This is a genomic window from Streptomyces sp. NPDC021012 (assembly GCF_044333355.1).
In the GTDB taxonomy this organism is placed as follows: Bacteria; Actinomycetota; Actinomycetes; order Streptomycetales; family Streptomycetaceae; genus Streptomyces.
The window spans coordinates 104,067-122,327 of the sequence record NZ_JBIRQU010000018.1; the positions used below are offsets into that span (position 1 = coordinate 104,067).

Sequence of the window (18,261 nt, forward strand, 5' to 3'; positions counted from 1 at the left end):
TCACTGCACTGACGGAGTGCGCGGAGGGGATGTGACAGGACCGGAGAACTTTTCCGAGATTTCTTTTCGGGCCTGCGTGATCGGGCCTGCGTGATCGGGCCTGTGCGATCAGGCCTCCGCGATGAGGGCGGTCGCGACCGTGCGGAAGCCGAGCCGGCCGTAGAGCCGGGCCACGTCCGCGTCCGAGGCCGTCAGGAACACGAGCTCCGTCCCGTGGGCGCGGGCGTCCGCGACCAGGGCGGCCGTGACCGCCAGCCCGAGGCCCCGGCGCCGGGCCGCCGGGACGGTGCCGACGCCGACGACCTCGGAGACGGCCCCGACGGGCTGGTGCTGGCCGGCGGAGAGGGCGTGACCGTCGGCGTCCAGGGCGGCCGCGAGCCGGGTCAGGCCGGCCGAGATGCGCTCGGCGACCGTGGCGGTGCTGCCGGGCTGCGGTTCCGCGCCGAAGGCGGCGTACGGGGCGGCGACGGCGGACTCCAGGGCGGAGTCGTCCGCGCCCACGAGCCGTACGGTGACGCCCTCGGGTTCCGGTACGGCGAGCGGCTCGCCCTCCAGGACCATCAGCGGGTGCTCGTGCACGGTGAGCCCGGTCGCCTCCACGGCGGCCCGCAGCCCCGGTGTCGTCTCGGCGACCCACTCGAAGGCCTCGGGCACGCCGAGCTCCCGCTGCCGGGCCCGTACCTCCTCCACGGCCTCCACGGGGACCTCGCCCTCGTGCCCGAGCGCCGGGCGGGCGTAGTAGGGCCAGCCCTGCCCCTCCCGCACGAAGAGGGTCAGCGGCCCGTGCGCCTCGGCGCGGGCGGCGGAACGGGGGACGGCGTCGTAGTACGTCTCGATTCGGTTCAGCACCTGGTCACGGTAGGGGGAGGGGGTGGGGGCCGCAGGTGGTTTTCGAGCGGGCCGGAGGGAACCGGGCCGTGGGGCGATCCCGTCCCACAGCGCAACCATGGAAACAGGGGGAGCCATGAGCCGTGTGAGGAACACCTGCCCGGGCTGTGACCGTGACGACCGGGTGCAGGCCGTGCCCGCCGTGTACGTCGGGGGCCGGGACGCCGTCAGCAGCAGGGAGCGGGACCGGGACGGCGACATGCGGACCGTGACGCGGACGGTGACGACCGGGCTGTCCGACGCGCTGGCGCCGGTGCCGGAGCCGCCGTCGTACGCGATCGGCTGCCTCGGCGTGCTCGCCGCGGCCGTCTCCGTCGGCACGTTCCTGGGCGGATCGCTCGCCGGGCACTGGTTCCGGGACGATCCGGCCCCGGAGGAGCCGGAACCGTCGCGCTGGGGGTTCGTCCCGGTCCCGGCTCCGGCATCCGACCCCGGGCCGGACCTCGCCTTCCTCGGCTGGATCTCGGCGCTCGCGCTGCTCGCGGCGGTCCTGGTGTTCACCGTGCTGTGGCGGCGCAAGGCCGCCTTCGCCCGCCTCACGCGCGGACGCCACCGCGCCGAGGAGCTCTGGTCGCACGGCTGGTACTGCCACCGGTGCGGCACGGTGCACTTCGAGGGGGTTCCGGGTGAGGACCGCGTCCCGCTGACCCTGCAGCGCTTCCGGGAGAGGGTCTGGGAGCACGGCGGGTACGGGGACCTGGCGGCGGTGCAGCGGGCGGTGGACCCCGTACGTTCCTGACGGCGGGCCTGTCGAAGGCCTCGGAAATCCGCGCCGGAGCCCCTACCGTGCGGCTATGCGGATCTCGACCACGATCTTCCTGACCGACGAGACCATCAGCCCGGTGCGGCTCGCGCGCGAGCTGGAGCAGCGCGGCTTCGCGGGGCTCTACCTTCCCGAGCACACCCACATCCCCGTCTCCCGCGAGACGCCCTACCCGGCGGGCGGGGAGCTGCCCCGGGAGTACGCGCGGATGCTCGACCCGATGGTGGCCCTGGGGCAGGCGGCGGCGGTGACCGAGCGCCTCGGCCTGGGCACCGGCATCACGCTGATCACCCAGCACGATCCGATCGTGCTGGCCAAGCAGGTCGCCACGCTCGACCACCTCTCCGGGGGCCGGTTCACGCTGGGCGTGGGCTTCGGCTGGAACCGGGAGGAGGCCGCCGACCACGGCGTCGACTGGCCGACCCGCCGGAAGCTCGGCCGCGACCGGCTCGACCTGATGCGGGCGCTGTGGGCGCCGGAACCGAGGGCGTACGAAGGGGAGTACGGCGAGTCCGTCCGCGCCTCGGAGGTCTGGCCGAAGCCGTCCGGCGGCGCCCCGCGGGTCCTCCTGGGCGGGGCGGCAGGCCCGAAGCTCTTCGCGCAGATCGCCGCGCAGACCGACGGCTGGATGCCGATCGGCGGCCGCGGCCTGACGGAGTCCCTCCCGGTCCTGCGGGAGGCCTGGGAGCGGGCGGGCCGCGACCCGAAGGCGCTCCAGCTCGTCCCGTACGCCGTCCTGCCCAGCCCGGGCAAGCTCGCCCACTACGCGGAGCTGGGCTGCGAGGAGGTCGTCCTCCAGCTGCCGTCGGGGGGTGAGGGGGAGGTGCTGGGGGTGTTGGACGCGTACGCGCGCTACCTCTGAGTGATTGACTTCGGAATACGTTCCGAAGTATGGTCGGTGCATGCTGACCCAGAGTGTCTCCTTCTCCGAGCTCTCCAAGAACTCGAAGCGGGTCGCCGAACGGCTCGACAGCGCCTACCGCCTGCTCGTCACCCGCCGCGACGGGCAGGACCTCTACCTCACGACCGCCGGCTACGACCAGGAGCGCGAGGAGACGGCCGACGTCACGGCCCGCCTCCTCGCCGCGCTTCTCTCCGCCGACGGCGGCGCCCGTGTCATAGGGCGAGCCCTCCCTGCGGTCTTCCCCTGGGTGCGTCACCTTTCCGCCGAGGAGACGCGGGAGTTCGTCCAGGACCTGGTGGACGCTACGCACGACGCGGCACAGCTGGACGTTCACGCCACCCTCCACCGCACGATCGTGGAGTGGCGGGCGACGGCCCGCGTCCTCGCCGACCCCGGCCTCACCGCCCAGCTCACCCGTCCGCTCCCCGACGAGGACCACGGAGAGGTGACCGCTCCGTGACGCCGAAGCGCGGCGACGACGTCGCCCCGCCACCGGTCGGCGAGGAGTGGCGCCTGCGCTTCGCGACGAACGAGGCGGCCAAAGGGTGGGGGGAGCTCGCTGCCGAGGCTCCGGGCAACACCCGACGCTGCTTCGAAGCCCTGCGCCGGGATCCGCTCCGGCAGGACGACCCGGACAGGCAGCACCGGCTGCGTGGCCGCCTCGCGGACGGGACGCTCGGTGGGCGCAGCTATCCGCAGTGGGAGTACGAGGTGACGGCCGGCGGTCGGGTCCGGTACCTCGTCGACGGGCCGCGCCGCACCGTGCACTTCGTGTACGCCGCTCCTCGGCACCCCAAGGACACGGACTGACCCTCCTTCCTGCGGGGACCCGAACCCCCGGCCAGGGGTGCGCTCGTATGCTCGGTGCATGACGGATCACCAGGCAGGACGACCCACCGAGAACGCCATGCGCCGCGCCCTGAGGCGGGCCAGGGACGGGGTCGCGCTCGATGTCGCCGAGGCCGCCGTGCTGTTGCGGGCGCGGGGGAGCGATCTGGACGACCTCGTCGCGTCCGCGGGGCGCGTGCGGGACGCCGGTCTTGAGGCGGCCGGGCGGCCGGGGGTCGTCACGTACTCGAAGAGCGTGTTCATACCGCTCACCCGGCTGTGCCGGGACAAGTGCCACTACTGCACCTTCGTCACCGTCCCCGGCAAGCTGCGCCGGGACGGGCACGGGATGTTCATGTCGCCGGACGAGGTGCTCGACATCGCCCGGCGCGGCGCCGAACTGGGCTGCAAGGAAGCCCTGATCACCCTCGGCGACAAGCCGGAGGACCGCTGGCCGGAGGCCCGCGAGTGGCTCGACGCGCACGGCTACGACGACACGATCGCGTACGTACGGGCCATGGCGATCCGCATCCTGGAGGAGACGGGACTCCTCCCGCACCTGAACCCCGGCGTGCTGTCCTGGACGGACTTCCAGCGCCTCAAGCCCGTCGCGCCCTCCATGGGCATGATGCTGGAGACGACCGCGACCCGTCTCTGGTCCGAGCCCGGCGGCCCCCACTACGGGTCCCCCGACAAGGAACCGGCCGTGCGGCTCAGGGTGCTGGAGGACGCCGGCCGGTCCTCCGTCCCCTTCACGAGCGGTCTGCTGCTCGGCATCGGGGAGACCCTGGAGGAGCGCGCCGAGTCCCTCTTCGCGCTGCGGCGGGTGGCGCGCGCGTACCACTCGATCCAGGAACTGATCATCCAGAACTTCCGTGCCAAGCCGGACACGGCGATGCGCGGGATGCCGGACGCCGAGCTCGACGACCTCGTCGCCACCGTCGCTGTCGCCCGGCTCATCATGGGCCCCTCCGCCTGCCTCCAGGCCCCGCCGAACCTCGTCGACTCCGAGTACGAGCGGCTGATCGCCGCCGGCGTCGACGACTGGGGCGGCGTCTCCCCGCTCACCATCGACCACGTCAACCCGGAGCGGCCCTGGCCGCAGATCGAGGAGCTCGCCGAGAGGTCCCGCGCCGCCGGGTTCGAGCTGCGCGAACGGCTCTGCGTGTACCCGGAGTTCGTCCAGCGCGGCGAGCCCTGGCTCGACCCCCGGCTCCTCCCGCACGTCCGCGCCCTCGCCGACCCCGAGACCGGCCTCGCGAACCCCGAGGCGCCCGTGCGCGGCCTGCCCTGGCAGGAGCCCGACGAGGCCTTCACCGCGACCGGCCGCACCGATCTGCACGCGACCATCGACACCGAGGGCCGTACGAGCGACCGGCGGGACGACTTCGACGAGGTGTACGGGGACTGGGAGTCGCTCCGCGAGGCCGCCGCGCCCGGCATGGTGCCCGAGCGGGTCGACGCCGACGTCCGCGAGGCGCTGTCCGTCGCCGCCGACGACCCGACGAAGCTCACCGACGCCCAGGCGCTCGCCCTGCTGCATGCGGACGGCCCGGCGCTCGACGCCCTGACCCGCATCGCGGACGACGTCCGCGCCTCGACGGTCGGCGACGACGTCACGTACATCGTCACGCGGAACATCAACTTCACCAACGTCTGCTACACCGGCTGCCGCTTCTGCGCCTTCGCCCAGCGCCGCACCGACGCCGACGCGTACACCCTCTCCCTGGACCAGGTCGCGGACCGCGCCCAGCAGGCCTGGGAGGTCGGCGCCGTCGAGGTCTGCATGCAGGGCGGCATCCACCCCGACCTGCCCGGCACGGCCTACTTCGACATCGCGCGCGCGGTGAAGGAGCGGGTCCCGGGGATGCACGTGCACGCCTTCTCCCCGATGGAGGTCGTCAACGGCGCCTCCCGCACGGGCCTGTCGATCCGGGAGTGGCTGACGGCCGCGAAGGAGGCCGGCCTCGACTCGATCCCGGGCACGGCGGCGGAGATCCTCGACGACGAGGTCCGCTGGGTCCTGACGAAGGGCAAGCTGCCCACGGCGACGTGGATCGAGGTCGTCAAGACCGCCCACGAGCTGGGCATCCGCTCCTCCTCCACCATGATGTACGGGCACGTCGACCAGCCCCGGCACTGGCTCGGCCACTTCCGGACCCTCTCCCGCATCCAGCAGGAGACCGGCGGCTTCACCGAGTTCGTGACCCTCCCCTTCGTCCACACGAACGCGCCCGTCTACCTCGCGGGCATCGCCCGCCCCGGCCCGACCACCCGCGACAACCGCGCGGTCATCGCCATGGCCCGCCTCCTCCTCCACCCCCACATCCCCAACATCCAGACCAGCTGGGTGAAGCTGGGCACCGAGGGCGCCGCCGAGATGCTCCGCTCGGGCGCCAACGACCTCGGCGGGACGCTGATGGAGGAGACCATCTCCCGCATGGCCGGTTCGAGTTACGGCTCGTACCGCTCGATCCGCGACCTGGAGGCGATCGCGGAGGCCGCGGGCCGCCCGGCGAAGCCCCGGACGACCCTGTACGGCGAGGTCCCGGAGGAACGGCAGCACACGGCCCGCGCCTCCGACGGCCACCTCCCGGAGCTGCTGCCGGTCCTGCCCCTGGAGTAGGACCCCGGTGTGGACTTACAACGGACGGCGCGGTCAAAAACCGCCTGAAGGGCGTCCGATCACATAACGATATGGCCCCCGAACGGACGTACCCGGTCCATTACAGTGCTGCGCAGACCGGTCTACGGGGGAGGGCACATCGTGGCCACGACAGCCGCGGCCGTGTGGGGCCGTGCCGAACAGCAGGACTTCCGGGCCCGCGTGCGGGGCTGTCTGCTCGGTGGGGCCCTCGGCGACGCCCTGGGGGCGGGGGCGGAGGGTCCCCTGGACGGGCTGCGCGAGGCCCACGGACCTGACGGACTCACCGAACCCGTCCCCGCCTTCGGCCGCCGCGGCGCCGTCACCGCCGCGACCCAGATGTCCCTCTTCACCGTCGACGGCCTCATCCGCGCCCAGGTCCGCCGCGACACCGGCGCCTGGCACCCGCCCACCGACGTCCACCGGGCCCATCTGCGCTGGGCCGCCACCCAGCACGACTGGGGCCCGGACGAGCGCCGCAAGGACAACGGCTGGCTCGCCCGCGAGGAGTGGCTCTACGCCCGCCGCAACCCGCCCCGCGCCTGCCTCACCGGCCTCGGCGACGACCGCCTCGGCACCCTCGACAGGCCCAAGAACCCGGACGCCGCCGACTCCGGCGCCCTCGCCCGCTCGGCTCCCTTCGGGCTGCTCGTCGGCTGGGAGCCGCAGCTCGTCTGCCAGCTCGCCGTGGAGTGCGCCGCCCAGACGCACGGCGCCCCGGCCGCCGGCCTCGCCGCGGGCGCCCTCGCGGTCACCGTCCACGGCCTCGCGCGCGGCGGCTCCGTCGAGGCGGCGGTGGCCCGCGCCCTGGAGCAGCTCGCGGCGCGCCCCGGCCACGAGCCGGTCACCGAGGCGCTGGGCCGGGCCCTCGGAGCCGTACGGGAAGGGGTGCCGGACGCGGACCGGGTGACCGCCCTCGGGGCGGGCGAGGACCGGGCCGAGGGGCAGCTCGCGGCGGCCGTCTACTGCGCCCTGGTCGGCGAGGACGTACGGCACGGTCTGCGGCTCGCGGTGAACCACGACGGGCCCTCCGCGGTGACGGGCGCGCTCACCGGCGCGCTGCTCGGCGCCCTGCACGGCGAGACGGCCCTCCCGCCCGCCTGGCTCGCCGAACTGGAAGGCCGCGCCACGATCCTGGAACTCGCGGACGACTTCGCGATGGAGATGACCCAGGGCGCCGCCCTCCACAGCCCCACCGCCTCCTCCCCGGGCTGGCTGGCCCGCTACCCGAGGGGCTGACGGGCCGCTCCAGCCGGGCCCGCTGACCCGAGGGGCCGACGGGAGCCGCTCAGCGCATCAGCTCCCCGGCGTTGACGAGCAGCGACTGGCCGGTGATCGCGCGCGCCCGGTCGGAGGCGAGGAAGGCCGCCGCCTCCGCGACGTCGCCGTCCGTCGCGAGCTCCGGCAGGGCCATCCGCTCGGTGAGCCGGGCGAGGACCTCGGCCTCCGGCACCCCCTCGGTGTGGGCGGCGAACTGCACGTACGCCTGGACGGGAGGCCCCCACATCCAGCCGGGCAGCACGGTGTTGACCCGGATCCGGTGCGGTCCCAGCTCGTGCGCGAGCGAGTACATGGCCGAGGTCAGCGCTCCCTTCGAGGCCGCGTACGCCGCCTGCCGCACCTGCGAGGGCGCGGCGACCGCCGACTGCGTCCCGATCAGCACGACGGAACCGCCCCGCTCCTTGAGGGCCGGCAGGCAGGCCCGGGTCATCCGCAGCGTCCCGAGCAGATTGACGTCGAGCACTCCCTGCCAGGTCGCGAAGTCCGCGTCCTCCAGGCCCCCGAAGTAGGAGTCCCAGGCGGCGACGTGGACGACCGCGTCGATCCCGCCGAACCGCTCGACGGCGAGCGCGGCGAGCGCCTCGCACTGCCCCTCGTCGGTGATGTCCGTGACCCGGTACGCGGTGCGGCGCCCCTCCGGGTCGATCTCGGCGGCGGACTTGGCGAGGTTGGCCCCGGTCCGGGCCCCGAGCACCGCCCGTCCCCCGTCCCGTACGACCGTCTCCGCGATCCGGTGCCCGAGCCCGGCGCCGACCCCCGACACGACGACCGTCTTCCCCTGGAGCAGCATCCGGACCCTCCTCGACCCTGGCCAAGCATCTGACGGTCCGTCAGAGTAGGACTCCGTCACCGACATGGGAAGGGGTACGGGAGTGAGCGAGGAGACCCGCAGCGAGACGTACGCGGAGCTGGCCGCCGTCGGTCCGTACGGCGTGCGCCCCGGCCACGCGCTGATCACCATGGTGGAACCGCGTCCGGGCCACGAGTACGCGTACAACCGCTGGTACGAGGACGACCACTACTACGCCGGCGCCATGGCCATGCCCTGGATGTACGCCGGCCGCCGCTGGGTCGCCACCCGCGAGCTCCAGGAGCTCCGCGTCCCCGAGAAGTCCGCCGTCGCCCGGCCGGTCACCGCCGGGTGCTACCTCTCCACGTACTGGATCACCGAGGGCCGCTACGACGAGCACATGAAGTGGACCGTCGGCATCAACAAGCGCCTCAACCAGGACGGCCGCGTCTACCACGACCGCACCCACGTCTTCACCTCGTTCCAGGACCACGAGGCGACCGTCTACCGCGACGGGGCCGCCGGCCCGCGCGACTTCCACGCCCTCGACCACCCCTACGCCGGCCTGATCCTCCAGGTGATCGACGCGGAGGGCCCGGAGGGCCGGGCGGAACTGCTCGACCGGCTTCGCACCCGGGAACTGCCCCGCCGCCTCGCCGGCTCACCGGCTGCGATGGTGACGGTCTTCCGGCCGACCCCGCTGCCCGGCGACCGCATGACGTACGTGAAGCAGGTCGAGGGCCTCGACACCCGGCTGACCCTCCTGTGGTTCCTCGAGGAGGACCCGCGCACCTGCTGGACGGAGCACTTCGCGCACCTGGACTCCCTGGCCTCCGGAGCGGCCCGGGTCGAGCTGGTGGCCCCGTTCATCCCGACCGTACCGGGCACGGACCGCTACGTGGACGAGCTGCGCTGAAGCTCTCCGGAAAAGGGCCGAGCCCCCTCGGCCAGGACGGCGGACCGGTCGAGAGGGCTCATTCGTACTGCTGGTGACGGCGTGCGCACCGGGGCTCAGAGGGCCCCGTTGCTCACCTCGCCGACGAACGCGTTCCACGATCCCGGGCCGAAAGAGAGGGACGGGCCCTCGGGGGCCTTCGAGTCACGCACCGCGATCGCGGCCACGACGGGGGACTTCACCTCGACGCAGGCCCCGTTCCCGCCCGAGTACGAGGACTTGGTCCAGGTGTCCGTACCGCCCTGAATAATCGCCATGCTGCTCACTCCGGTTCTTCCGAGTAGGGTGTCGCGCCAACGTTCTCGGTGGCGTGATCGACGCTACTCGCCGGTCCCGTCGGGCGGGACCGGCGTTCACACGTCCGGGTGGCATATTCCAACTGGGCTTCCTTCGGGGCGAGTGCCACGTGTACGGTGCCTGCCCCGCCGCCGGACGATCAGCCCTGGGCGTGCTTCTTCGCCATCTTCGAGATGAACTCCCGCGTCTGCTCGACGTTCAGCGCCTGTGCCCTGAGGTGCTCATACATGACGGAGTACTTGCCGACGTCCTGCGCCTTCTCCAGGTACAGATCGCTCGTCACGCCCTCGATGTAGACGACGCTGGAGTCCGAGGTGTCCGGGAACTCCAGGATCGAGTACTGCCCGCTGATCCCGGGATGCGCGCCCATCTCGAACGGGATCACCTGCACGGTCACGTGCGGGAGGTGCGACTGCTCGATCAGGTGCTCCAGCTGCTCGACCATCAGCTGCCTGCTGCCCACGATCCGGTGCAGCGCGCCCTCGTCGATGACCGCCCACAGGCGCAGCGGACGCTCCTCGTCCCTGATCCGGTCCTGGCGGCGGGTCCGGACCGTGACCCGCTTCTCGATCTCCGCGGGCGTCGACTCCGGCATCGCCCCGGAGATCACGGCCTCCGCGTACGCCGGGGTCTGGAGCAGTCCGGGGATGATCTGCGACTCGTACATCCGCAGGCTCTCCGCGTCCGTCTCCAGACCGATGTAGACGCTGTACGGGATGTCGCCGAAGGCGTGCCACCAGCCCTGCTGGCGCGAGTCCTTGGCCATCTGCATGAGGGAGTCGACCATGCGCTCGTCCTCGACCTCGTACACGCCGCACAGGTCGCGGACGTCGCGCTGGCTGATGGAGCGACGGCCGTTCTCCAGCCGGCTGATCTTGGACTGGGAGACGAGGAGACGCTCGGCGACCTGCTCGGCCGTCATGTTCTTCGCCTCGCGGAGCTTGCGCAGCTCCTGGCCCAATCGGCGTCGCCTGACGGTGGGGTTGACGTTGGACGCCACGGAAACTGCACCTCCGGCTGTCTGCTGCGTAGCTGTGAGTATCTACCGCTTGGCAGACTGCCACCAATGGCCGGGTGCGCGCTGGGAAAACAGGACAACGCACATGTGCGGGGCGGCCGTCCAGACCGCCCCGCACACCTGTGCGGCTCCCGGGATGGTTCCAGGGGTGGTTCTTCGGTACGGGGTGCTGCGTGCCGTGCCGTGCCGTGCTCGCGTCGCCTGGGCGTCAGTGCGCGGCCGCGCGGGCCATGCTGCCGCGAGGCTGCGCCGGGACGCCCGCGGCCGGCGCACGGCGCGGTTGCGCCGCGGCACCGTTCTGGACGTCCATGACGGCGTGCGCCACGAGACCGCCCATCGGGTCGTGCCGGATCAGGTCGCGCAGCCGGGACCGCGACGACCGTCCTTCGTTGCCGGGGTAGAGGTGCTTCCCGAGTCCGACCGCGTGGGCCAGCGCGGCAAGCGCCGCGGTCCGCGGGTCCGGCGGTACGCCGGTGCGGATCGCACTGTCCAGCCGGGCCCTGATCTCCCGGCTGATCGCCGTGTCCGTCGCCTGGTAGCGAGTCGTCGGCAACACCCCGCACATCTGGCCCTCCACGGCATGGACCATGCCGCATCGCTCCAGATGCGAGAGATACGTCTGACGGAGCCCCAGTCGGGGTCCGCCGATCCAGTGGACGGCCCGAACCGGGCTGCCGCGCCTGCGCAGCAGCTCCAGTGCGGAGTCCAAGGTCGGATCTCCGGTCGGCCGTGGCATCACCACGGCGATACGATCCCCGTCAGGGGCTATCCGGCCTGCCAGAGCCAGCTCCACTAGCTGTGCTCCGGCCAGACCGAGGTCGAGCGACTGCGGCTGCGCTGTGGTACCCGTGGTCGGGTCCAGAGCGAGCAACAGAAGCTCTTCCGGAATAGTTCTGCGGCTCCTGCCCATCCATGCCTCCCCGCGTGGATGAATGACAGGGTGACCCCTCTCACATTCATCTGTCGAGAGTGCCTGGGTGGTTCATCCGGGAACCAGTAGGTATGTCGTTCTCGTCTAGCACGGGAGCCAAGGGGTTCACACAGGACACTGGTAGACGGTTCGGACGTACGTATGACGCATGGAGGAGGCACGGTGGCGGGCGAGTCCCCCGACAAGGCGGAGCAGCAGGGGTCGTCTCAGGAGACGGCGGCCTCGGGCGGCGGCGGCCGGGATCCTCGGCTTTCCGTGCTCCGTGAGTCAGAGTCCTCGTCGGTTCAGGTCGACCGGGCGACGGCCGTGTTCAAGACCCTGGCCCCGCGCACCCCGGAGGACGACGAGCCGGAGGGCGACCGTCTGAAGGACGCCGTGGCGGCGTGGGTCGCGACGGAGGGCGAGCCTGACGCCGAGGACGCCGAGGACGCCGAGGACGCGCCGGAGAGCGACGGGGAGCCCGAGCCGGAGGACGAGGCCGAGGCCGACGACTCCGAGGACGAGGACGAGCCGCAGGACGACGAGCCCGAGGACGACGAGCCCGAGGCCGCTGACGAGGAGTCCGGCGACGAGACGGACGAGGAGCCCGTCGAGGACTCCGCGGACGCCGAAGCCGTCGAGAACGCCGAGGACGCCGAGGACGCCGAGGGCAAGGCGTCCCCCGATTCCTGGTTCGCCGCACGGAAGCCCGCCGCCGACAAGAAGCCGGCGGAGCCCGAGGGCTCCTCGGAGAAGGCGGAGGAGCCGGAGGAGCCGGAGGAGTCGGAGGAGTCGGAGGAAGCCGACGCGTCCGACGTATCCGATACGTCCGGCAAGCCTGATGCGTCCGGCAAGCCCGACGCGTCCGGCAAGCCCGACGCGTCCGACAAGCCCGACGCGTCGGACGAGCCCGTCGACCAGCCGACGGCCATGTTCAAGATGGTCCGGCCGCCCGTCGTGGACCAGCCGACGACCGCCCTCAAGCTCCCGCCGAGCCTGACCGCGGACTCCGACAGCGAGCGCACCAGCGTCTTCCGTGCCCTGCGCCCGGACATCCCCGCGGAGCAGAAGGCCGAGAAGGCCGAGAAGGCGGCGCAGGAGGCCGCGCCCAAGGGCGACGCGCCCAAGGGCGACGTGCCCAAGGCGGCGGCCGCGCCCAAGACGCCCGCCCCCGCCCCCGTGCCCTCCCCCGCGGCGCTCGCCGAGGCGGAGAGGACCCGGCAGCAGCCGCTGCCGCCGCTGCCGCCGCTCGATCTGCTCGCCGAGCTGACGAACACGCCGCCCCCGCCGCCGACCGCGCTGCGGACGACCGTGCGCCGGGTGCGGATCTGGACCCCGCTGGTCCTGCTGCTCCTGATCGTCTTTGCGATCGTTCAGATGGTCCGCCCGCTGCCCGCGCCCGCGCTGAAGCTGTCGGCCGAGCCGACGTTCACCTTCGAGGGCGGCGAGCTGAAGATGCCGTGGCCCGGCGAGGGGCAGGGCGCCGTCGAGGTCGAGGGCGTCGGCTCCGTGGGCACGTACGGGGCGCAGAAGCCGGCCCCGATCGCGTCGGTGACGAAGACGATGACGGCGTACGTGATCCTCCGCGACCACCCGATCAAGGGGAAGCAGCAGGGTCCGGAGATCACGATCGACAAGAAGGCCGCCGATCAGGGCAAGGAGTCGTCCGAGTCGACGGCGCCGGTCCAGGAGAGCCAGACCTACACGGAGAAGGAGCTCCTGGAGCTCCTGATGATCCCCTCCGCGAACAACGTGGCCCGGCTGCTCGCCCGCTGGGACGCCGGTTCGGAGGCCGCGTTCGTCGAGAAGATGAACGCCGCCGCGAAGGACCTGGGCATGACCCAGTCCACGTACACGGACCCGTCCGGTCTGCTCGACACCACCATGTCGACCCCGCAGGACCAGCTGAAGCTGGCGAAGGCGGTCATGCAGTACGACGTGTTCCGCGAGATCGTGAACATGCCGAACGTGACGGTCGACGGCATCCCCGGCCGCATCGAGAACAACAACAACATCCTGCTCCAGCCGGGTGTGAGCGGCATCAAGACCGGCTCCTCCACCCCGGCCGGCGGCAACCTGCTCTGGGCGGCGAACACCGTCGTCGACGGTCAGAACCGCCGGATCCTCGGCATCGTCATGGGGGCGAAGGACGCCAAGATCCTCAACGACAAGCTCCAGCTCGCCATCGACAACAGCCTCAAGCTGATCCAGCAGGCGCAGAAGGACGTCACCTCGGCCGCCGTGGTCAAGAAGGGCCAGGTCCTCGGCTACGTGGACGACGGTCTCGGCGGCCGGACCCCGGTCGTGGCCACCAAGGAGCTCAAGGCGGTCGGCTGGCCGGGCCTCCGGGTGACGCTGGAGCTCACGGACGGCGGCAAGGCCGTCCCGCACGCGGGCAAGGCGGGCGACGTCGTCGGCCAGGTGTCGATCGGTACGGGCGCGGGCAAGGTCAGCTCCCCGGTCGCCCTCCAGTCGGACCTGGTGGAGCCCGGCTTCGACAAGAAGCTCACCCGAGTGGGCTGACGGCGCGGGCCGGGAGGCCATCCGCCGACAGCCGGGCGCCCCGCTTCTCCGGGGCGCCCGGCTGTTAGCGTTTCCGGACCACGGGGACGAGAAGCGAGACGGGCAGTACGGGAAAGGGCCGCAGTGACCACCGCCGAGCCGACACGCGCCGACCGCGCGGACTCCGACCCCGACGTCTACCGTGATGCCCATGACGCTCGCGATGCCCGTGACGCCGTCGGCGGACCGCCCACGGATACCGGCCCCACTTCGCTCCCGCGAATAGTGCTGCCCACCCAGCGGCCCGCCCCGGCACCCGCCCGGGCACAGTCCGCCGCCCTCCCCGTCCCGCCCGCCGCGCCGCGCCGCAAGCGCCGCTACACGGTCATGGCGGCCACCGGGCTCGCCGCCCTCACCCACCTCCTGTGGTTCTTCGTCTTCGCGAACAGCGGCGGGGACCTGGCGGCGCAGGACGCGTGGGCCGAGTTCGTCGGACGGCACCCGGACTCCGCGTACAACCTGGCCTGGTACGGCGGGATGCATCCCGTCTCGTACAGCGTGGTCTCCCCGTACCTGATGTCGGTGCTCGGCGTCCGCAGCACGATGATGGTCGCCGGGACGCTGTCGGCCGCCCTGACGGCGCTGATCCTGGTGCGGGTGCGGGCGGTCCGGAACCCGGTGGTCTGCTCGGTCGCGGCCGTCTTCGCCTTCCTCTGCAACGCGCTCTCGGGCCGGGTGACCTTCGGCCTCGGCATGATGTTCGCGCTCGGCGCGGTCGCCGCCGTCTTCTGCTGGCCGCACCGCTGGCGCTACAAGCGCTGGGCGAAGGCGGCGGTCGCCGCCCCGCTGGCCGGCCTGGCGACGGCGTGCAGCCCGGTCGCGGGCCTGTTCCTCGGGATCGCGGCGGCGGCGCTGTTCCTGAACAAGCGACGCCCCGGCGCGTACGCCCTGGGCCTGGCCCCCGTGGCCGTGGTGGCCCTCTCCTCCTGGCTCTTCCCCTTCTCGGGCACGCAGCCGATGGCCTTCGGCTCGGCGGCGCTGCCCCTGCTCTTCGGCGTGCTGACCTTCTTCCTCGTCCCGAAGGACTGGCGGACGGTCCGCACGGCGGCGGCGGTCTACACGATCGGCACGCTCCTGACCTGGCTGATCGACTCCCAGATCGGCTCGAACATCTCCCGGCTCCCGATGCTCTTCGCGGGCGTCGTGCTGCTCGCGGCCCTGCCGTACACGGTGCCGCGTTCACGCCGCTGGTACGCGCTGCTGCTCGCCTTCGCCGGCCTGAACATCTGGATCGGCTTCAAGGGCGTCGACGACGTCATCCGCACCGCCCCGGACGCCTCCTGGGCGCGCGAACTGGCCCCGCTCGTCAACCAGCTCCAGGTGCGGGACGCGGGCAAGGCGCGGGTCGAGGTCGTGCCGGCCTCCAGCCACCGCGAGTCCTCCGCGCTCAGCCCGTACATCAACCTGGCGCGCGGCTGGAACCGCCAGGCCGACATGGAGCGCAACCCGCTCTTCTACGACGACACGCTCAACGCCGCCAACTACAAGGACTGGCTCCACCGCTGGGCCGTCCACTACGTCGTCCTGCCCACCGGCGCCCCCGACTCGGGCGCCGAGCAGGAGGCGGAGCTCGTCCGCGAGGGACTGCCGTACCTGAACCAGATCTGGTCCGACGAGAACTGGCGGCTGTACGAGGTCGAGCACCCGACCCCCCTCGCCGACCCGCCGGCCCAGGTGCAGAGCGCGGAGGAGAACGAGGTCGTCATCCGGGTCGACCGCCCCGGCCGGATCCTCATCCGCGTCCCGTACTCGCCGTGGCTCGCCCTCGTGGACGAGCACGGCGGCAAGGTCGAGCCGCCGCGGGAGACGGAGGCCTCGAAGCTGGCCCGCGAGGACTCGGAGACGGAACTCCCCAAGGTCTTCGCCAACGAGAAGGGCTGCCTCTTCAAGACCGAGGCGGACGCCGAGGGCGACGAATGGACGGAACTCGTCGCCCCGAAGGCGGGCGTCTACCGCCTGGGCGCCCCGTACAAGCTCTCGCGCGGCACGCCCTGCCCGGAGGAACTCCGGCGTTAGGAGGCCTAGGCCAAGTCCGTCAACTCGTCCGCGTACACCTGGGACAGCGGCTGCGGCCCGACGTACTGCTGGCAGTTGCAGACACCGGCCTCGTACCGCACCGGCTTCTTGTTCTCGTCCCAGGCCGTCGGCACCTCGACCCGCTCGTGGCACCGGCCCTGCTTGTCGTGCTTCGCGAGGTGGTGCGTGCACCCGCACACGGGCTCGGGCGTCCTGTGCGCGGCCTCCAGCGCGAGCCGCTCCTGCTTCGCCGCCTCCAGCACCTCCATCTTCCGCTCGTGCCGATGGCGCAGCGCGGTACGGACGTTGTCGGCGGCCCAGGCGAAGCCGCCGGTCCAGAAGAGGATGAGCACCCACCAGAACCAGTCCATGGTTTCCCCCTGAGTTCCCCCGGTCGTGAAGGCCAGGATAGGTGCGGTCGGCCGCCGTCAGAGAGGGGTCGCGGCCTCCAGGATCAGATACAGCGACACGGCCGAGTTCGCCGAGGAGAGCGCGGAGACGGTGGTGGCGGCAGCGGCCCCCCAGGTGGCGAGGCCCGCGGCGGTGAACACGGAGGGCCAGCGGCGGGTGGCGGGAGCGGGGGCGAGCAGCGCGGCGACACGGCGCGGCACGGGCCCGGCCGAGGCGAAGCCGGCGAACGCCGTGTCCCGGGAGACCAGCGAGGCCTTGCCGACCGCCCGGGCGACGGTACGGCGGCTGCCGATCCGGGTGGCGGCGTCCTCGTCGGCCCACCGCTCGGTGGTGTAGGCGACCGCCGTACGCAGGGGCAGCAGGAACGGGTTGGCGCGGGCGGCGAGCCGCGCGGCCAGCAGGAACCTGTGGTGCCGGGCGGTCAGATGGGCCCGCTCGTGGGCGAAGAGCGCGCGCCGCTCGGGCCCGGAGAGCGCGCCGAGCAGGGCGGTGGTGACGACGACGCGGCCCTTCTTCCCCGGGAGGGCGTACGCGTAGGGCGTGGAGTCGGGCAGTACGACGACCGAGCGCAGGGGCATCCCCGCCAGGGCCCGGGAGGCGCGGCGGCGCACCCGGAGGTGCCGCCGGACCGCGTCGGCGCAGGAGAGGACCACGACGCCGAGGGCGGGAACGGCGAGCAGCCCGGCGACCTCGTCGTACGGCACGGCCGCGCGGACCTCGGGGTCGGACCAGCCGTCCGGCAGGGGGTTGCCGGGCAGTTGGGCGGTGCCGACGACCATGAGCAGGCCCAGGGACAGGGTGCTGCACACGGCGAGCGCCCCCGAGAAGCCGACGAGCAGCCAGGTGGCCATCCGCGGATGCAGCCGGTGCGCGGCGATCCGGGCGACCGGCCACGCCGTCAGGGGCAGGACCAGCGGCAGGAAGACGAAGACCCCCATGCGGTCAGTCTTCCGCCCCGCCGGGCTCCTGGGCCAGCAGATCCCGCAGCAGCCGCTCGTCATGGTCGGAGAGCCCGGTCACGAAGCTGGCGAGCACGGCGTCCCGGTCGGCCTCGGCGTCCAGGACCCTCCGCATCCGCAGGGCCGCGAGCCCGGCCTCGTCCGCGACGGCCGTCCACTCGAAGGACCGCCCCACCCGCTCCCGGCTGACCGCCCCCTTGGCATGCAGCCGGGTGAGGATCGTGATGACCGTCGTATAGGCGAGATCGCCCCCGAGCCGCTCCTGCACCCACCCGGCGGTCCGCCCCCCGGAAGCCCGCCGCAGCACGGCCAGCACCTGTGCCTCCAGCTCCCCCTGCCCCCGCCGCGGAGCCCCCCCGCCCTTCACCATCTCCCCGCCGCCTTCCACCGGTCCACGGTTCATCGTACTGAGGCGTCACACACGGTCCCGCTCCCGTTTCCCCGCCGTTGGCCCACGGAATTCGAACCTGCCGTGAGCATCCGGTGACCGTAAGGCACGGTGCGATCACCGACAGCTATGCTCCCGGCCATCGCCGCAGCCGTGCGGCGAACCGAGACAGGGGCACCCCGCATGGCCATCATCGTCACCTTCGACCTCCCCGGCGCCGGCCACGACCTCTACGACACGGTCATCGACCGCGTCACCGCCGGCCGAGGCTTCACCCGCTTCGCCGACGTCTCCGACCCGGGCCTCATCTCCCACGCCGCCGGCCCGGTCGAAGGCGGCTTCCGCGTCACCGAGGTCTGGGAGAGTCCCGAAGCCCTCGAAGCCCACGCCAAGACCTTCGGCCCCGTCCTCGCCGACCTCGGCTTCGCCGACCTCCAGCCCACGATCATCCCGGCCCACAACGTCGTCGTCAGCTAGCCCCACCGGCCCGCCGGCGCCGGGCATGCATGGCAAAGGGCGCCTAGGAATGTTCCTAGGCGCCCTTTGCCGTACGTGCCCCCGGCAGGATTCGAACCTGCGACACCCGCTTTAGGAGAGCGGTGCTCTATCCCCTGAGCTACGAAGGCGAAGGCGGAGCGCTGTCAGTG

18 protein-coding genes and 1 tRNA gene are annotated in these 18,261 nt (G+C 72.5%); 10 read left to right on the top strand and 9 right to left on the bottom strand.

The window, feature by feature from the left end:
* Window positions 1–108: 108 nt before the first annotated feature.
* Window positions 109–849: a GNAT family N-acetyltransferase gene (locus ACH4TP_RS36385; protein ID WP_398440278.1), complete on the bottom strand. Its 741-nt coding sequence runs from the start codon at window positions 847–849 to the stop codon at window positions 109–111.
* 115 nt (window positions 850–964) lie between these two features.
* Here ACH4TP_RS36385 and ACH4TP_RS36390 point away from each other — a divergent pair, with 115 nt between their 5' ends.
* The 6 genes from ACH4TP_RS36390 to ACH4TP_RS36415 all read left to right on the top strand — a co-directional run bounded on the left by ACH4TP_RS36390 (window position 965) and on the right by ACH4TP_RS36415 (window position 7,266).
* Window positions 965–1,627, top strand: coding sequence for a hypothetical protein (locus tag ACH4TP_RS36390; protein ID WP_398440279.1), 663 nt, complete (start codon window positions 965–967; stop codon window positions 1,625–1,627).
* Window positions 1,628–1,682: 55 nt separating this feature from the next.
* Window positions 1,683–2,513 (top strand): LLM class F420-dependent oxidoreductase, encoded by an 831-nt coding sequence (locus ACH4TP_RS36395; protein ID WP_398440280.1) that lies wholly within the window; start codon window positions 1,683–1,685, stop codon window positions 2,511–2,513.
* A gap of 40 nt (window positions 2,514–2,553) precedes the next feature.
* Entirely contained in the window at window positions 2,554–3,015 is a 462-nt protein-coding gene (locus ACH4TP_RS36400) for a prevent-host-death family protein (protein WP_398440281.1), read from the top strand.
* The gene (locus ACH4TP_RS36405) at window positions 3,012–3,365 is read left to right on the top strand and encodes a hypothetical protein (protein WP_398440282.1); all 354 of its coding nucleotides are present in this window, start codon (window positions 3,012–3,014) and stop codon (window positions 3,363–3,365) included. The genes ACH4TP_RS36400 and ACH4TP_RS36405 overlap by 4 nt, the downstream gene beginning before the upstream one ends.
* Window positions 3,366–3,423: 58 nt before the next feature.
* Complete coding sequence (locus ACH4TP_RS36410) at window positions 3,424–6,009, top strand: bifunctional FO biosynthesis protein CofGH (RefSeq protein ID WP_389227548.1); 2,586 nt, start codon at window positions 3,424–3,426, stop codon at window positions 6,007–6,009.
* A gap of 141 nt (window positions 6,010–6,150) precedes the next feature.
* Window positions 6,151–7,266, top strand: a complete 1,116-nt coding sequence (locus tag ACH4TP_RS36415) for an ADP-ribosylglycohydrolase family protein (protein WP_398440283.1) — start codon at window positions 6,151–6,153, stop codon at window positions 7,264–7,266.
* A 49-nt stretch (window positions 7,267–7,315) separates the two neighbouring features.
* Here ACH4TP_RS36415 and ACH4TP_RS36420 read toward each other — a convergent pair whose 3' ends face one another.
* Entirely contained in the window at window positions 7,316–8,098 is a 783-nt protein-coding gene (locus tag ACH4TP_RS36420) for an SDR family oxidoreductase (protein ID WP_389227554.1), read from the bottom strand.
* Between the two features lie 82 nt (window positions 8,099–8,180).
* Between ACH4TP_RS36420 and ACH4TP_RS36425 the strand changes: the two genes are divergently transcribed.
* Window positions 8,181–9,014 (top strand): hypothetical protein, encoded by an 834-nt coding sequence (locus tag ACH4TP_RS36425; protein WP_398440284.1) that lies wholly within the window; start codon window positions 8,181–8,183, stop codon window positions 9,012–9,014.
* 95 nt (window positions 9,015–9,109) lie between these two features.
* Here ACH4TP_RS36425 and ACH4TP_RS36430 read toward each other — a convergent pair whose 3' ends face one another.
* From ACH4TP_RS36430 to ACH4TP_RS36440, 3 genes are all read right to left on the bottom strand, one after another.
* Window positions 9,110–9,310 carry a DUF397 domain-containing protein gene (locus ACH4TP_RS36430; protein ID WP_041133951.1) on the bottom strand — a complete coding sequence of 67 codons (201 nt, stop codon included), beginning with the start codon at window positions 9,308–9,310 and terminating at the stop codon, window positions 9,110–9,112.
* Between the two features lie 179 nt (window positions 9,311–9,489).
* Complete coding sequence (locus ACH4TP_RS36435) at window positions 9,490–10,350, bottom strand: helix-turn-helix transcriptional regulator (RefSeq protein ID WP_093875592.1); 861 nt, start codon at window positions 10,348–10,350, stop codon at window positions 9,490–9,492.
* 226 nt (window positions 10,351–10,576) lie between these two features.
* Window positions 10,577–11,278 carry a GPP34 family phosphoprotein gene (locus tag ACH4TP_RS36440; protein ID WP_389227561.1) on the bottom strand — a complete coding sequence of 234 codons (702 nt, stop codon included), beginning with the start codon at window positions 11,276–11,278 and terminating at the stop codon, window positions 10,577–10,579.
* Window positions 11,279–11,461: 183 nt separating this feature from the next.
* Here ACH4TP_RS36440 and ACH4TP_RS36445 point away from each other — a divergent pair, with 183 nt between their 5' ends.
* Window positions 11,462–13,801 carry a D-alanyl-D-alanine carboxypeptidase family protein gene (locus tag ACH4TP_RS36445; RefSeq protein WP_398440285.1) on the top strand — a complete coding sequence of 780 codons (2,340 nt, stop codon included), beginning with the start codon at window positions 11,462–11,464 and terminating at the stop codon, window positions 13,799–13,801.
* 366 nt (window positions 13,802–14,167) lie between these two features.
* Entirely contained in the window at window positions 14,168–15,856 is a 1,689-nt protein-coding gene (locus tag ACH4TP_RS36450; protein ID WP_398188469.1) for an MFS transporter, read from the top strand.
* Between the two features lie 5 nt (window positions 15,857–15,861).
* Here the strand turns inward: ACH4TP_RS36450 and ACH4TP_RS36455 are convergent, their stop codons facing one another.
* From ACH4TP_RS36455 to ACH4TP_RS36465, 3 genes are read right to left on the bottom strand one after another with little or no spacing between them, the layout of a single operon-like run.
* A complete protein-coding gene (locus ACH4TP_RS36455) occupies window positions 15,862–16,227 on the bottom strand; it encodes a hypothetical protein (protein WP_389227564.1) in 366 nt (121 codons plus the stop codon).
* 57 nt (window positions 16,228–16,284) lie between these two features.
* Entirely contained in the window at window positions 16,285–17,205 is a 921-nt protein-coding gene (locus ACH4TP_RS36460; RefSeq protein ID WP_398440286.1) for a M56 family metallopeptidase, read from the bottom strand.
* A gap of 4 nt (window positions 17,206–17,209) precedes the next feature.
* Window positions 17,210–17,629 (bottom strand): BlaI/MecI/CopY family transcriptional regulator, encoded by a 420-nt coding sequence (locus ACH4TP_RS36465; RefSeq protein ID WP_398440287.1) that lies wholly within the window; start codon window positions 17,627–17,629, stop codon window positions 17,210–17,212.
* 168 nt (window positions 17,630–17,797) lie between these two features.
* Here ACH4TP_RS36465 and ACH4TP_RS36470 point away from each other — a divergent pair, with 168 nt between their 5' ends.
* A complete protein-coding gene (locus tag ACH4TP_RS36470) occupies window positions 17,798–18,091 on the top strand; it encodes a hypothetical protein (RefSeq protein WP_389227573.1) in 294 nt (97 codons plus the stop codon).
* Window positions 18,092–18,167: 76 nt separating this feature from the next.
* Here the strand turns inward: ACH4TP_RS36470 and ACH4TP_RS36475 are convergent.
* Window positions 18,168–18,240: transfer RNA gene (locus ACH4TP_RS36475), tRNA-Arg, on the bottom strand.
* Between the last annotated feature and the right edge of the window lie 21 nt (window positions 18,241–18,261).

What these genes read in the sequence shown, in the direction of transcription:
- ACH4TP_RS36400 (WP_398440281.1), top strand. Translation starts at nt 2,554, where the DNA reads ATGCTGACCCAGAGTGTCTCCTTCTCCGAGCTCTCCAAGAACTCGAAG.
- ACH4TP_RS36470 (WP_389227573.1), top strand. Translation starts at nt 17,798, where the DNA reads ATGGCCATCATCGTCACCTTCGACCTCCCCGGCGCCGGCCACGACCTC.
- ACH4TP_RS36395 (WP_398440280.1), top strand. Translation starts at nt 1,683, where the DNA reads ATGCGGATCTCGACCACGATCTTCCTGACCGACGAGACCATCAGCCCG.
- ACH4TP_RS36410 (WP_389227548.1), top strand. Translation starts at nt 3,424, where the DNA reads ATGACGGATCACCAGGCAGGACGACCCACCGAGAACGCCATGCGCCGC.
- ACH4TP_RS36390 (WP_398440279.1), top strand. Translation starts at nt 965, where the DNA reads ATGAGCCGTGTGAGGAACACCTGCCCGGGCTGTGACCGTGACGACCGG.
- ACH4TP_RS36420 (WP_389227554.1), bottom strand. Translation starts at nt 8,098, where the DNA reads ATGCTGCTCCAGGGGAAGACGGTCGTCGTGTCGGGGGTCGGCGCCGGG.
- ACH4TP_RS36460 (WP_398440286.1), bottom strand. Translation starts at nt 17,205, where the DNA reads ATGGGGGTCTTCGTCTTCCTGCCGCTGGTCCTGCCCCTGACGGCGTGG.
- ACH4TP_RS36465 (WP_398440287.1), bottom strand. Translation starts at nt 17,629, where the DNA reads ATGAACCGTGGACCGGTGGAAGGCGGCGGGGAGATGGTGAAGGGCGGG.
- ACH4TP_RS36455 (WP_389227564.1), bottom strand. Translation starts at nt 16,227, where the DNA reads ATGGACTGGTTCTGGTGGGTGCTCATCCTCTTCTGGACCGGCGGCTTC.
- ACH4TP_RS36430 (WP_041133951.1), bottom strand. Translation starts at nt 9,310, where the DNA reads ATGGCGATTATTCAGGGCGGTACGGACACCTGGACCAAGTCCTCGTAC.
- ACH4TP_RS36450 (WP_398188469.1), top strand. Translation starts at nt 14,168, where the DNA reads ATGGCGGCCACCGGGCTCGCCGCCCTCACCCACCTCCTGTGGTTCTTC.
- ACH4TP_RS36440 (WP_389227561.1), bottom strand. Translation starts at nt 11,278, where the DNA reads ATGGGCAGGAGCCGCAGAACTATTCCGGAAGAGCTTCTGTTGCTCGCT.